Genomic DNA, 14639 nt, shown 5'->3' on the forward strand with positions numbered 1-14639 from the left:
TTAACCACCGGGTCATGCGTACCGGTGCCACCATATCGGTCGTCGTCCATGTCGCGGCGATGACTGCGCTTCTCGTACTCGCGGGCGTGCGCCCGTTCGACCCGACGGCTGCCGAAGCCATCACCGTCGAACTGGTCACCCCGGACGAAGCCCCGCCCGCTCCGAAAGAACCTGACCCGACCTACGATTTCCCGACGCTGTCCGAAAAGGACCAGAAACCACCCGCGGAAGCAGCACCACAGGAACAGGCACCCAAGGATCAAGCTCTGCCGACGCCGCCACCGGCCCCGTCACAAAACGCTGCGGCGAAATCAAAGCCGGATACCCGTCAGGCGGCGCTCCAGCAGAAGGCCGCCGAGCAACAAAAGCAGGTCGCCCCATCTCAACCTGCCACGCAGCCCCAGCCACAAGCTCAGCCCGAAGTGCCGACCGCGACGCCCGACATCACCGCGAAATACGGCACGATGTTCGCGATGCCCAACTCCAACACGGGTGATTTCGACGCCAAGGCGACCGCGACTGCAAATATCTCGGTCAAGGACGCCGCGGCCCTGCGCGAACATCTCAAGACCTGCTCGATCCTGCCGTCATCGGTCACGCCGGCGGACAACGTCCGTGTCGTACTGCGCGTATCGCTCCGGCCGGACGGGCGCCTCGCAAAGGAACCATTGCTGATCGAAGCGAGCGCATCCGAAAAAGGGCCCGCGCTGATGCGCAGCGCCATGGACGCCCTTGCGAAGTGCCAGCCCTACGCGATGCTGCCGGCGGAAAGCTACAACGAATGGCGAATGCTCGATCTCAGCTTCACGCCGAAAGACTTCAAGGGCGGATAACGTCGGTCTGCGATCGGCAACAGCTCTCCGAAGCGTGATTGTCGCACAAGAAAATTCATCCCTTTCCGAACGGCAAAAAGCAATAATCGTCCGTGGCGTCGCGCAGCGCGCGCCACCATACAATCTGCTGGTCTCGTCCACGCTTCGCCTTTCCGGGGAAAGAAAAATGAGCTCACGCCAGTTGCGCCTCGGCGCGTTCATGCGTCCCGTCAGCATTCACACCGCCGCATGGCGCTATCCCGGCAGCTTCCCGGACGCCAATTTCAACTTTGGTCATCTCAAACGCTTCATCCAGAAACTCGAACACGGCAAGTTCGATGCCTTCTTCATGGCCGATCACCTCGCGGTGATGAACATGCCGATCAACGCGCTCAAGCGCAGCCATACCGTCACATCATTCGAGCCGTTCACGCTGCTGGCGGCGCTGGCCGGGGCGACGGAACGCATTGGACTGGTCGCGACCGCTTCGACCACCTACGACGAGCCCTATCACGTCGCACGCCGCTTTGCCTCGCTCGACCATATCTCCGGCGGCCGCGCCGGCTGGAACGTCGTGACCACCGGCAATCCGGAAACCGCACTGAACTTCGGACTGGACGAACATGTCGAACACGGCGAGCGCTACAAGCGCGCCCGTGAATTCTTCGACGTGGTCACCGGCTTATGGGATTCGTTCGCCGACGACGCCTTCGTGCGCGACGTCGAGAGCGGGGTTTATTTCGACCCCGAGAAAATGCACACGCTGAATCACAAAGGCGAGTTCCTTGCGGTGAAAGGGCCGCTCAACATCGCCCGTCCGCCGCAGGGCTGGCCGGTCATCGTGCAGGCTGGCGCGTCCGAACCCGGCAAGCAGCTTGCCGCCGAGACCGCCGAAGCGGTGTTCACCGGCGGCGGCACGCTCGCGCAGGCGCAAGCGCTCTATGAAGACATCAAGAGCCGCATGGACAAGGTCGGACGCGACCGCGATCACCTGAAGATCCTGCCGGGCGCATTCGTGGTGGTCGGCGATACGGTGGAGGAAGCGCAGAAAAAGCGCGCGACCCTCGACGGCCTCGTGCATTACGACAGCGCGATCGCCGGTCTCTCCGTGATCCTCGGCACCGACGCATCGAAATTCGATCCTGATGGACCGCTGCCGGACATTCCGGAAAGCAATGCCAGCAAGAGCGGCCGCGATCGCATGGTCGAATATGCAGCCAAGAACAATGTGACCGTGCGGCAGCTTGCCCAGCGCGTCGGCGGTTACGGCGGACTATCGTTCGTCGGAACGCCCGTCACCATCGCCGACCAGATGGAAGAATGGCTGACGACTTATGCTTCCGACGGCTTCAACATCATGTTCCCGTTCCTACCGCAGGGGCTCGACGACTTCGTCGACAAGGTCGTGCCGGAACTGCAGCGGCGAGGCATCTTCCGGAAGGACTATGAGGGCCGCACGCTGCGTGAAAATCTCGGCCTGCCCCGGCCCAAAAACCGGTTTTTCGAAGCCAGCGGGGCCGCCGATGCGGCTGAATAGCCCTGTTTGAGCGGGGTTTCGGTCCGAAAATACGTCCCCATTCGCGCCTCCGGCCCAAGAGCAAGCTTTTGGGATTTAGAGCCTTAAAACCTTGACTTTGGGGCGTTCGGAGCTAGGTTGCGGCCCAAATGCGGCCCTGCGTGTCGGGACTGCTATCGATTCCTGACATTCGAGGTTCTGAACATGGCCAAAGCGGTCACCATCAAGGTCAAGCTCGTTTCCAGCGCGGATACCGGCTTCTACTATGTCGCCAAGAAAAACTCGCGCACGATGACCGACAAGCTCGTGAAGAAGAAGTACGATCCGGTCGCGAAGAAGCACGTCGAGTTCCGCGAAGCCAAGATCAAGTAACGATTTCAGTTATTTACGTTTTAAAGCGGAGCCCTCTGGCTCCGTTTTGCGTTTCAGGTGACGATCTGGCTTTCCGATTCCAAAGCGGAGTGCTGGCGCCATGACCTCGCAGCCCACGAACACCCCGGCCTCCTCCCCCCATCGCATTGTCATCGCTGGCGCGGGCTTTGGCGGCCTGGAAACCGTGCACAGGCTGGCCGGAGCGCCGGTCAGCATCACCATCGTGGACCGGCGGAATCATCACCTGTTCCAGCCGCTGCTTTATCAAGTCGCCACCGCGTCGCTCGCCACCTCAGAGATCGCCTGGCCGGTCCGGCATTTGCTGCGCGGACGCCCGGAGGTGACGACACTTCTCGGCACGGTCACAGGCGTTGACGCCAACGCGCGTCGTGTTCTGCTCGAGGATGGCGGGTCGCTTCCCTACGACACGCTGATTCTCGCCACCGGCGCGCGGCACGCTTATTTCGGCCACGACGAATGGGAGCCGTTTGCACCCGGCCTCAAGACGCTTGAAGACGCGACCACCATTCGCCGCCGCATCCTGCTCGCCTTCGAACTTGCGGAACGCGAGACCGATCCGCAGAAGCGCAGCGCCCTGCTCACGTTCGTCGTCATCGGCGGCGGTCCCACCGGCGTCGAGCTGGCCGGGACCATTGCGGAGCTGGCGAAGGTGACCATGCCACCCGATTTCCGCAACATCGACACGCGCAAGGCGCGCGTTCTTCTCATCGAGGCCGGTCCGCGCGTTCTCGCCGGATTTGCCGAAGACCTGTCAGCCTACGCACAGCAATCGCTGGAACGGATCGGCGTCGAGATCGTGCTTGGCAAGCCCGTCTCGGAATGCACCGCCGACGGCGTGATCTATGGCGGAGAAAAACTGCAATCCAGAACCATCATCTGGGCTGCGGGCGTGCGGGCCTCACCCGCCGCCGAATGGCTCGGCGTGCCTGCGGATCGCGCGGGCCGTCTGGTGGTGTCGCCGGATCTCTCCGTCCCCGGGCATCCGGACATTTTCGCCGTCGGCGATACGGTGGCGATCAACGCGCCCGACGGCACACCTGTCCCGGGTATCGCGCCCGCAGCCAAGCAGCAGGGACGACACGTCGCCAACATCATCAAGGCGCGATTGAAGGGCGACGCCTCCACGGCTCCGTTCCACTACAAGCATTCGGGAAGCCTCGCCCAGATCGGCAAGAAGCGCGCAGTGATCGATTTCGGATGGATCAAATTGCGCGGCGCGCTGGCGTGGTGGATCTGGGGCATCGCGCACATCTATTTTCTGATCGGCCTGCGCAACCGTCTGGCCGTCGCGATGAACTGGCTGTGGATACATACCCGCGACCAGCGCGGCGCACGCCTGATCACACAGGGGCGCGCCACTCTCGATCCCAACAATCGCTGAATGCTTGCAGCTTATGCCGCAGCCGCCACGACGCGGTTGCGACCGTCATGCTTGGCGCGATAGAGCGCCTGATCGGCCCGCTTGAGGACATCCGCGATGGCCTCGCCTTTGGTTTCCAGGGTCGAGATGCCGATTGAAATGGTCACATCAATCCGCTTCGCGCCCTTTTCGACGGCGAACGGTTCACCGGCAATGGACCGGCGCAGGCGTTCGGCGACCATCCCCGCGACATGCAGGTCGGTCTCAGGCATCACGATGACGAATTCCTCGCCGCCGTAACGGCAGGCGAGATCGATGCCGCGGATGGACTTGCGGATGCGCACCGCGAACTCGCGCAGCACATCGTCGCCGGCATCGTGACCGTGATTGTCGTTGATCGACTTGAAGTAGTCGATGTCGAGCATCATCAGGGCCAGCGGCTTCGCCCGCATGGCGGCCTGCTCGGCCAGCGTCGACAGATGGCTTTCCATGTAGCGGCGATTGTGCAGACCGGTCAGAGGATCGGTGATCGCCATTTCGATGGAGTTCTGCACGTTGTCGCGCAGGTGATCGGTATAGCGGCGCTTGCGGATTTGCGTACGCGCGCGGGCGAGCAACTCGTTCTTGTCCACCGGGCGCAGCAGGTAGTCGTTGACGCCGATCTCGAGCCCGCGCAGCAGCCGCGCGTTGTTGTCGGCATCGGCGATCGCGAGAATCGGCACGCTGCGGGTCCGCTCCAATGAGCGCGCCTGGCTGCAGAGGCGCAGGCCGTCGAAATTCTCAAGTCCGAGCGAGACGATCAGCAGATCGTAGTTGCCGTCTGCCGCGTGAAACACCGCCTCTGCGGGATTAGGTTCCACGTCGACGCTGTGTTCGGTGGCAAGCACAGGAGCAAGCCGCTCGTAGGATGACGGACGGTCTTCCACCAGCAGAATACGACCGCCCTTGCCGGTATCGGCGACCGCGTCGCGCTCCGGCGCGTTGACGCCGATCTCCAGCGACGTGATCGCGCGCATCCGCAATTCGTCGGTCATCATCTTCAGCCGCGTCAGCGAGCGCACGCGGGCAATCATCACGACGTCCGACACCGGCTTGGTGAGGAAGTCATCGGCGCCCGCATCGAGGCCGCGCACGCGGTCGGACGGGCTGTCCAGCGCCGTCACCATGATGACGGGGATAAAATGGGTTTTCGGATTCGATTTCAGGCGGCGGCACACCTCGAAACCGTCGATGTCGGGCATCATGACGTCGAGCAGCACGATGTCACACTCGGCGCGTTCGCAGATTTCCAGCGCCTGCATTCCGCAGTTCGCCGTCACCACGTCGAAATACTCGGCTGACAGCCGCGCTTCGAGCAGCTTTACGTTGGCGAGAACGTCGTCAACGACCAGAACGCGCGCGGACATCCAACTCTCCTAGCCGACAAACCGTCGAACCGTCTCAATAAACTTCCCAACCGAAATCGGCTTGGACAAGTACGCCTCGCATCCACCTTCCCGGATACGTTCTTCATCGCCCTTCATCGCAAATGCCGTGACCGCGACAACAGGGATCGCTCTCAAATCGGCGTCCGCCTTGATCCAGCGCGTGACGTCGAGACCGGAAACTTCGGGAAGCTGAATATCCATGAGAATGAGATCCGGCCGGTGCCTGCGAGCGAGATCGAGTGCTTCAACCCCGTTCCGCGTACCGACTGTCTGATACCCATGGGCCTCCAGCAGATCGCGGAAGAGCTTCATATTGAGCTCGTTGTCCTCCACGATCAGGACGGTTTTGGCCACCCTGCTCTCCAATTCCGGCAATATGCCCGTGCGTGCTGAAACCAATGAATTCGCCACGCCGTGATGACTCGGGCATGATGCCTCAAAATAGAGACGATAAGTTAATGAAGAGGAAGCGCCACGAGGGGAAAATCTCGAAAAAGGCGTCGTTTCATTGGCTTTTCTGCGCCGCCGGTACGTGTCTGCTTTCCTAATACATACAAAATTTGGGCGCTTTTTTGGGCGCACCTTGGAAAGACGAAGACCATGCGCTTCCGTCAAAATGCGCTCTTGTGGGCCTCTATTACCGGCGCCTTGGCGATAATTGCTTTGAGCGTTTACCTTGCGGCGCAACCTGACGAAAGTCTGGTGGATAAGTGCTCGCGGGGCGGCGTGCTCGCGCTGTTCTCGCACTGCGCACACTAGCTGTCTTCAGTTTCCGTCCCGGTCCTTAGAGATTGTCACCCGCGGACGACCACTCATGATCGCGTCCTTGACGGGATCGTCTTCCTTCCCGTCGAGAATATCGGTGATCGTCGAGGCCTCGTTGCCGAGATAGGCCTTGGCGGTGCGCGCGAGCGCCGCCCGATTGGCCGGATTGTGTTCCTTCAGCAGTTGCGCGGCGAGATCCGGGTCGAGCAGCGCGCGATCGAGCAGCTTTTCCATCGCCTCGCCCTGCGCGCCCCGTACAAGCCGCCTGGCCGCGACTGAGCCGAGAGCCGTCAGCATGAAACCGAGCGACGTCTGGCCTCGCTTGTAGGCGTAGAACCGGCTCTGAAGCGTCTCGGGCGTCAACACGTTCGAAATGCTCTGCGCGGTGCCCGACGTGTTGTTCGCCTTCCCGCGGGCGCGCAGATCGACACCCTGCAGTTCTTCAGCGATCTTGCGGACATTGCCCGCGTGTTCCGGGTTGTCGCGCCAAAGCCGCTCGGCGACGGCCGCATTCACGGGATCGTCGAGGAAGTTTTTGAGCCGGTTCGGCATCCACGGCTGTTTGCCGTCCATCGTCTTCGTAGTCTCGCCGTTCGAGCGTGAGCGGCTTTCCATCAGATCCCAAAACGCCTTCCGTGCGCCTTCGACCGCTTCGGGCTTGTTGCCGACGAAATTCAGCATTTCGTCCATCGCCTGCGCCGGCTGCTTCGACGCCAGAACGCTCTTCAGCGCGTCTTGCGACCTTTCGTCGCCGTACTGAAGATACTTGCCGACGGTGCTCGTCCCCGGCTGATCGGGCGTGCCGAGCTCGCGCGTCAGCGCAGTCTCGTTGCCGGCTGCTTGATCGAGCGAACGGCGCAGTCCCGCAGCATTGTCCAACTGGCCTCGTACTGTTGTGAAACGAGGGTCAGAGAGAACGGTGTTGTAGCGGCCAAGATATTCGGCGAGCTGGTCGGGCCGCTCAAGCAAGTTCCGATCGCGCACGTCGGCAAGGATCTGGTCTCGAACGGCTGAAACGGTACGGTCATCGTGTCCGGTCTCCCGCATGAGGGCCTGAAAGTCGCTAATCCGCCCTTCGTCGGCCTGCACGAACTTTTGCGCGACCGCGCTGTCGGGCTGGCGATACTGGCCCTGCTGACGGTCGAGCGTCTGTGCGATGGCCGTCTGTGGACGCGTGAAGCGGTCGTTGAAGTCTATCGTCGCTGCGCGGGCTGCGTCGTATTCGGCGCGCTGCGCTTCGGGCATGGCGTCGTCAAGATAGCCGTCCAGCGCGTTGACGTGGTCGTCGATAATTCGGGCTTCGTTCGTGCGCCCCGCCGTGCGGGCTTCCCGGGCGGCGTCGGTCAAAGCGCTGCGCAGTCCGGTAACTTCGCGGATCGGCTGCAAGATCGGTTCGGTGACGGCGGGCGTGGCGACGTTGCCTTCCGCGTCGAGCACGGCTGGCGTGACCTCACGTTCTCCGGACAAGCGACGCGGGATACCCGCCTCGTTCGGCTGAAAGCGCTCGCGCTCGGCGGTCGACAGTTCGCGGCCCACACGACCGAAGTCGTCAGCGAGCGGCGCCATATCGACCTGTGCGGGGCTCGTGTTCAGCGGCTCCCAAGCCTGGCGCAGCAACTCGCGCGCCTCAGCGCTGGCGCCTTCGAGCGCCGTTCGGATATTCGCGCCGCGGCCTTCGCCGGTCATGGCGGGCTGAAGTGCCTGCGTCGCGCGCTCGAAGTCGTCGGTCGCGTTCCGGGTGTGGACGCTGGCGTCGGTGAGCTGGCGCGTGCGTTCGAGTTCGAGTTCGCTTCGTAGCGCCGCCGGCGAGCCCTGCGGCGCGTTGGCGTTCATGGCCGCGTCGACCGCGTTCGTGTTGTCGGTGCGACGCGCAACGTAATCGCCGCCGTTCGGGCCTGACTGACGGCCGTATTCGAGGGTCGCGAGCCCGGGGTCGCCCGTGCGATCGGCGATGCTGTCTTTGAAACCCGGGATCGTGCCGTCGACCCGATGCCCGCGCGTGATGGCTTCGACTAGCGGCGCCGTGTCGATCGGCTGGCCTTCCACCTTCGAAATCGTCTGCGCGTTGTTCAAGATACGATCGACGGTGTTTTCTTTCACGGCCGCGTTGCTGAATTTATCCCGCGCGAAGATTGCCTGCGCGACGTCGCCGACCGGCTTGCCGATCATGCGAGACGCGCCGAGCGCGCCTGCGCCGCCGAGCGCGCCGAGCAGATCGAGCGTCAAGTGCGCCCCGCCCTTTTCATCGAGACCCGCTGCGTGCGAAATCTCGCCCGCCGCAGCGGCGCCCGTGCCGGCAGCGGCAGCGGTCGTCATTTCTTTTCGCGCGAAGCTGGCCGGATTGATCGCGGCGGGTTCGACGAACATGCGCGCCAGGAACGGCAGCTTTCGCGCGCCTTCGACGCCGACCTGTCCCGCCTTGGCGATGGCCCCGCCTACCGGCAGAGCAGCCGCGCCGATCTCTTCGCCGACACGGCTTAACATGCGCTCGGTCGTCGTGGCTGGCGGCCGCACGTCCGGAATGACACCGAAACCGCCGAGTGCGTCGTCGATAAACTTCGAACCCATGAGCGGCTTTGGACTGACGGACGCGCCAGCGAGGGACATGGCGCCGTTCACGAGATCGACCGGCAAGCCGGCGAGGTTCGCGACACCGCGGCGCATTCCGCGCGGCAGATAGGCGCCCTGATCCATAACGGTTGCGAAGGTTGAAGGCCCGGTGTCGACAGGCTTCTCGCCGCCTGGCGCTATCACAAGGCTTTTCAGCCGATCCAGCCACGAGACCGGCGCGGCCGCAGTTGCCCCAGGCAGCGACGCCAGATCGGCTGCAGCGCGGTTCTCAATGACGCCTGGCTGCTCAACGAGCGCACGTTGCGCGTCGACGCCGAGCGTCGCGAGATCCGGCGCTGCGGGCGCGGGATAGTTCTTCGCCATCACGCCGGTAATGACGTCGTCGCCGGTGCCGTCCGGAAACTGAACGAGAGTGCCGTCCGGTGCTTTGATCTGGATCATTCGAGCGCGCCAGTTGCCGGGTTCCAAGTTCGCACCGCCGGCGCGCCGGTCGAAGCCGCAGCGGGTGTTTTAGCCGCCGGCGGCTGGCCGATCTTGGCCGCGACGGGCGACGTCGGCGAGAGAATGTTGTGCCGCGACGTCAGGATATTGTCGAGCGCGTCGAGCGAAGCGATCGTGCGCGACGCGTTGCCGGTCCAGCCGCCCGAACCGAGGCTCTTCGCGACCTGATTGTAACGGTCGTTCGAAATCTTGCCGTTCGGGTCGAGCACCTTCGCAGTCTGCGCGGTGAGCAGCGTTTCGTACAAATTCGCTGCCGGGATGCTCGGATCGAAATTGTTGAATTTCGCGGCGACCGCCGGATCGACGCGACCTTCGGCAATGTCCTTTTTCATCTTCTCGACATTGACGTTCAGCAGCTTTCCGACTTCACCGCCAGCAGCGATCACGTCCTGCAAGGTGCCGCGCAGCGAGCCAACGAGGCCCTGCGAACCCGGGTTCTTCGTGACAATGTCACGCAGCGCCCGCGAAGTGTCGCGGGTAAGCGTGATATCGACGAGCATACCGTCGATGCTGTTCTTCGTGTTGGCGCCAAGGCCCGTGTTGTCCTTGTCGCCCTGCAGATTGGCGGTGTACGTCTGCGTGCCTTGTGGCAACGGCTGTTTCGTCGCGCTGTCGACGAACGTGTTTTTGTCGTTGTCGAAATACGCGTTTCCGACCCTTCCGTCGGCCGTCTTGTAGTTCGCGATCTGGCGATTTCGGTTGTCTGCCGCGTAGGGTTTTTGCCCGACACTGTCGGCGGTGAAAACGTTCGTCGGTTCGTCGTTCGGCCCGACCACGGCCGACACGCCTGCAGGCGCGAGCGCGACGGCGCGCTGCTCGTTCGCCGGCAGTCTGCCGAGAATGGCGCCTTTCATTTCGGCGTCTGTCAGCGGCTTCGGCGCGCCGGCGATGACTTCGCCACCAGGCGTCGTAACCGTCTGGCCCTGGTTCGCCGTGATGTTGCCGCGGAACATGCTCGGCAGTCCTGTCGCCGCGGCCGTCTGCGTGGGTAAATTGGCGGTTTGACCGTCGCTCAAGATGACGGGCTGCGCGAGCTGCCGCGCGAGCGCACCCGCGTTGTTCTTGTCGGCGACCGAAAGGGTCGTGCTGTTCGTCACGTCGACATTGCGTCGCGCAGTGGCGTCGTTCTGGTTTTGCGCGCCGACAGTGTTCAAGCCGGTCAGGTTGCCGACTGCGATGCCGAGACGATCAGCGATCACGGGATCGTATTCTGCGCTCTTCGCGTAGTCGTACAAATCCTGAAGCCGCGTCGCCTTCTGCCGCGTCGCGCCAGCGTTCGCGTAGCCGGCGACGTCCGAACCCGACGGCGTCTTGAAGGCCTCGGCGATATTGTCGAAGGCCGTCGAAAGAGCCGGATCTGAATAATAACCGTTGCGCCTAACTGGCATTTTTCAGTCCTCAGTAGAACGAGAAGGCATTGACGCCGGCCGTCGGCGAAGCCGCGTATAGATCACCGATGCTCGACGGCGCGAAGCGCGCAACGCCAGGCAGGACGCTTGTCGCCCCGCCCGCGGCGCCTGCTGCCGGCGCGAACGCCCCGCCCAACGCAGCCGAAATCCCGATCTTCGCGGCGCCTTTCGAAAGGTCGGACCAGAACTTGTATTTGTTGCCAGCGTTGTTCGCGCTTTCGAGTTCGGCCTGTTCTGCCATCGCCGAGCCCTTCTTGAACCCGCCGACCTGGCCAATAAGCTGCGCGTCGTGACCCTGATCGCGGCTGATGCCGCCGAGCACGTCACCGAACGACCGCAGATTGCCGAGGCTGTCGGCCTGATGCTCAACGTAGGCGTCGGCGATTGCGCCCTTGTTGCCGATCTCGCGATCGACAATGCCGCCCGTGGTCGGCGGCAGCGCTGCTATCGTGTTCGGCGTCGTCGGCGTGACAACTGGCGTTTTGTAGAAGTCTGCAAGCTGCGTCGCCTTGGCTTCCTGCTTCGCCCCGAAGCCCTGATAGCGGTCTTGCGCGCCCGTGTTTATCTTAGCGGCTTCCGCGTCGAACGCCGCCTGACGCCCGCGCTCGGCCGAGATAACCGCGTTGCGCGCGTCGTTGACGGCGCCGTTCGCGGCGCTGTCGAGGAAAAACGAGGCCAGCGTTCCGCCGCCCGCGAGTGCAAGAGCAGGAAGCATTTAAGTCACCTTCACCGAGCCAGAGGGCGCGAAAAGTCCTGTGTTGAACGGGGCCTTCACAGCGCCGCCGCTGTAATACTGCGCGCGTTCCGCGCCGGCCTGCGTGCCGAGCGCGTTTGTGAAATTGGCGAAGAGACCCGAAAGCGGGCTGAACTGTTGCGGCTGCGTCAGCGACGCGGCGCGGCTGGTCGCGTTGTTGACCGCGCTCTCGGTGTCGCCGGTGTTGGTGAGCATGTTGACGAGATCGGCGCGAGACGCCGCGACGTTGTTCTTCGCTTCGTTACCGGTCGCGAGCGCCTTGTCGGCAATAGCCTGACGCTGCGTGCCCTCTTCCGTTGCGAGCTCGGCTTCTTTGCTGGCGCGCGTCGAACTGTTGAGCAGGCCGCTTCGATCGAGCGCGAATGTCAGCTTCTTGCGCGCGTCCGCGAGTTGCGTTTCAAGCTGCGGCGTCGCGTAGGCCGAATACGCGTCCTGCCGATCCTTGTAAAAATCGTCGGTAAAATTCGTCTTGAAGATATCGTCGACCCGGGCCGTACCTTCGCGCACCTTGGCCTGACGCGCGGCTTCATCGGCGCGTGCCTGCGCTGCTTGCTGCGCTGCTGCGTCGTCGCCACCTTTTTTGCCCATTATGCGCCCCGTTTTCGTCTGACGAACGTGCCGACAGGCTTGAAGCCGAAGTGGCCTAGCAGGCGTGTCGTTCGCTCAGTCGTCAGGCTGTTGTCATTTCCGCCCGTGCTTTCGACGGCTCCTAGCCGGTCGCTCCAACGGGTAAAATGCCTCAACAGCAGCGCGGCGGCCCGAGTGCCGCGTTTATCGGGGTGCACGAACGTACCACATAACGTCGTATAGACGCCATCGGCAAAATCGAAAGCCGAAATCGAGGCCTGGGCGACGGCCACCATGCGCCCGCCGTCGTCGACCACGAAAAAGGTCGGGTGCGCCGTTTTGAGATACCGCCTGAAAGTGTCGCGCGCCCGATCCTCGGAAAAGATCAGATCCGGGTAGCTCTCGGCCGTGCAGAGCCGCGCCAGGTCAACAAAGGCGTCCTCTTCGCTTTCCAGTGGCAGGCGGACAAACATCAATCCTGCGCCTCGTCGCCTTCGAAATGGATCGCCGCTGAAGCGACCTTTTTGTAGCCCTGCCCCACGCCCTTAAATCGCAGACTGATGTGCGTCGCCTCGTGCTCGAACGGGATTTTACCGCCAGCCGCGCTGAACGTCGTCTTGTCTATCGTCCCGACCTTGTCGGTGGCGCTGAGATTGGTCGGCTCCATCCCGACGCGCACTTCCCATCGGCCCTCGCAGGCTGCGTCGAAACCTTGAAATTTCTTCGTCTTCGCCGGCGCGCCGGCGTCCAGATACGGCAGCCATAAATCCGGTTCGGTGCTGTCATAGGCTGGCGCAGCGCCCAGGCCGCCATAGACTTTAATCGTGTCGCCGGATCGCAAATGCACTTTTTTCTTGAACACCACCGCGTCATCAATCAGGAACGGCTCGTTATCGACGCTCGGCGTATAGGTCGACCAAGCGCTGATTTTCGAGCCGCTGAAGAAACTGAACACGAAAATCTCGTCGGGAAAAATGAGCCAGAAGCGACCGTCGGTCGGCTCGATCAGTCCGATAAGCTGACTGCGCTGTAAAGGTGTCAGTGTTCGCAGCTTGGCGACGACCAGCGGATCAACGGAAACACCGATATCGTTTGTTGACGCTGAGTTCGAACTGTCGCGCGCCTTCAGAGACCGCACGCCGCTCTCATCGAGAAAGAAGAGATCGTTATCGCCAAACTGCGTCACGCTGCGCGGGCTCAACGTGCCGGTGTTGTTGAGCACTTGCTGCTGCTTGTTCAAATCCGGATCGGGATCGACGTACCAGATTTGCGTCACCCGGCCGGCGAACACCGCAATGAATTGCAGATACTTCGCGATGGCCTGCAGCGCTTCCGACCCGGCCGCCTCGGTCGACATATCGATAAAGCCGGCACCGACATTTAACGACTGCCATCCGGTCGGGATCTTGATACCAGAAAAATTCAGGTAAGGCCCCGCTGCACAGTAGACCTTCGACCCAACCGTCTTGACGAAAGTGCCCGACTGAAAAACCACGCCGGGGGCGAGGCCGTTCGCGAGTGAGACGCCGACGCTAGGCGTCACCCCCATGTTTCGTAGAAGCGTGAACTCAACCGCGTACCCGTTCGGCGCGACGCCCGGGTCGACCGCCAGCAAATTGACTTTGTCGCCGACAACCGTTGCGCTGTAGTCGGGCGTCGACGCGAAGCTGTTGATCTGCGCGGCGATTGCCGCAGCAGTGGCGGCATTGCTGGTCGCCCAATCGATCGGCCCGCCGAGAACAGAAACCCCATTCACGGTGATATCGGCGATCTGCGACGGCGCCGAGACCGTGCCGCCCGAAAACGCTGTCAGGCCAGCAATCGCGACGTCGCCGTTCAAGCCCACTGCCGGCGTCAGGCCATTTGGCTCTGTGCCTGGCACAGCCGCGGTTATCGTGACGATTGGACCCACATTCGCCGCTGTGTAGTCGGGCGACGACACCATCGAGTTTATGGCCGCTGCGACGGCCGCTGCCGTTGTCGTGTTGTTTCCGGTGTGCTGAACCGGCGCTGCGATGATCGAAGCACCGTTAACGGTGATCGTGTCGACCGTGTTGACGATGCTCGCCGAGCCGCCCGTGATCGTGAAAGACGCTGTGGCAGCCGTCGAGGGTTGCAGTCCCCCGCCAGTGACCAGAAACGAGGTGCGCGCTCGTCCGTCTTGCCAGTCCGGCACGCGGGCGCCGTCGTAGAAGTGATACTGCGTGCCGTCGCTGAACTCTGCCACGACATAGATTTTCGAAGCGAAGAGTTCGAACGACAGAATGCGGAATAGCGGGGTGATGCCGTCCGGATGCTGAAGCCGCTGGTACGTCACGCCGCGCGGCATGGCGGGCGGCGCTTCATGCCCGAAGACAAAGATGCCGGAAAGCCCGTAAGCGAGGCCAACGGTGAGACCGGCCGGAAGAACGTACTCTTCGACAAAAGCCGCGCGCTGCTCGAACTCGCCGCCCCGGTTCAGATGGCCGTCACGCGCTACGAGCGCAGAGCCGCCCGGAAGCGTTTCCGGCATCTTTCGGGCGTCGAGGCCGCCGTTAAAGTTTTTGATCCATATCGTGCCCACG

At 62.7% G+C, this 14639-nt stretch carries 12 protein-coding genes; 4 read left to right on the forward strand and 8 right to left on the reverse strand.

The features are described from left to right. Positions 1 to 14 precede the first annotated feature (14 nt). From AC1RKJ_RS04025 to AC1RKJ_RS04040, 4 genes are all read left to right on the forward strand, one after another. Positions 15 to 833, forward strand: a complete 819-nt coding sequence (locus tag AC1RKJ_RS04025) for a cell envelope biogenesis protein TolA (protein ID WP_492789717.1) — start codon at positions 15 to 17, stop codon at positions 831 to 833. Positions 834 to 999: 166 nt separating this feature from the next. After that, positions 1000 to 2349: an LLM class flavin-dependent oxidoreductase gene (locus AC1RKJ_RS04030; RefSeq protein ID WP_492789718.1), complete on the forward strand. Its 1350-nt coding sequence runs from the start codon at positions 1000 to 1002 to the stop codon at positions 2347 to 2349. Positions 2350 to 2532: 183 nt separating this feature from the next. After that, positions 2533 to 2700, forward strand: coding sequence for a 50S ribosomal protein L33 (gene rpmG / locus AC1RKJ_RS04035; RefSeq protein WP_002712167.1), 168 nt, complete (start codon positions 2533 to 2535; stop codon positions 2698 to 2700). A 100-nt stretch (positions 2701 to 2800) separates the two neighbouring features. After that, entirely contained in the window at positions 2801 to 4102 is a 1302-nt protein-coding gene (locus tag AC1RKJ_RS04040; protein ID WP_492789720.1) for an NAD(P)/FAD-dependent oxidoreductase, read from the forward strand. Positions 4103 to 4113: 11 nt separating this feature from the next. Here AC1RKJ_RS04040 and AC1RKJ_RS04045 read toward each other — a convergent pair whose 3' ends face one another. The 8 genes from AC1RKJ_RS04045 to AC1RKJ_RS04080 form a co-directional block, all read right to left on the reverse strand. Beyond that, positions 4114 to 5487, reverse strand: coding sequence for a PleD family two-component system response regulator (locus AC1RKJ_RS04045; protein WP_492789722.1), 1374 nt, complete (start codon positions 5485 to 5487; stop codon positions 4114 to 4116). Between the two features lie 9 nt (positions 5488 to 5496). Then, entirely contained in the window at positions 5497 to 5862 is a 366-nt protein-coding gene (locus tag AC1RKJ_RS04050; protein ID WP_492789724.1) for a response regulator, read from the reverse strand. 411 nt (positions 5863 to 6273) lie between these two features. Beyond that, positions 6274 to 9285: a hypothetical protein gene (locus AC1RKJ_RS04055; protein ID WP_492789726.1), complete on the reverse strand. Its 3012-nt coding sequence runs from the start codon at positions 9283 to 9285 to the stop codon at positions 6274 to 6276. Beyond that, positions 9282 to 10733 (reverse strand): hypothetical protein, encoded by a 1452-nt coding sequence (locus tag AC1RKJ_RS04060; RefSeq protein WP_492789729.1) that lies wholly within the window; start codon positions 10731 to 10733, stop codon positions 9282 to 9284. Before AC1RKJ_RS04060 ends, AC1RKJ_RS04055 begins: the two co-directional genes overlap by 4 nt. A gap of 10 nt (positions 10734 to 10743) precedes the next feature. After that, the gene (locus AC1RKJ_RS04065; protein ID WP_492789731.1) at positions 10744 to 11469 is read right to left on the reverse strand and encodes a hypothetical protein; all 726 of its coding nucleotides are present in this window, start codon (positions 11467 to 11469) and stop codon (positions 10744 to 10746) included. Next, complete coding sequence (locus AC1RKJ_RS04070) at positions 11470 to 12096, reverse strand: hypothetical protein (RefSeq protein ID WP_492789732.1); 627 nt, start codon at positions 12094 to 12096, stop codon at positions 11470 to 11472. It abuts the gene before it with no gap. Further along, complete coding sequence (locus tag AC1RKJ_RS04075) at positions 12096 to 12548, reverse strand: GNAT family N-acetyltransferase (RefSeq protein WP_492789734.1); 453 nt, start codon at positions 12546 to 12548, stop codon at positions 12096 to 12098. The genes AC1RKJ_RS04070 and AC1RKJ_RS04075 overlap by 1 nt, the downstream gene beginning before the upstream one ends. After that, the gene (locus AC1RKJ_RS04080; RefSeq protein ID WP_492789736.1) at positions 12548 to 14638 is read right to left on the reverse strand and encodes a hypothetical protein; all 2091 of its coding nucleotides are present in this window, start codon (positions 14636 to 14638) and stop codon (positions 12548 to 12550) included. Before AC1RKJ_RS04080 ends, AC1RKJ_RS04075 begins: the two co-directional genes overlap by 1 nt. Between the last annotated feature and the right edge of the window lies 1 nt (position 14639).

This window comes from Afipia sp. GW822-FHT04G07, from assembly GCF_058800765.1.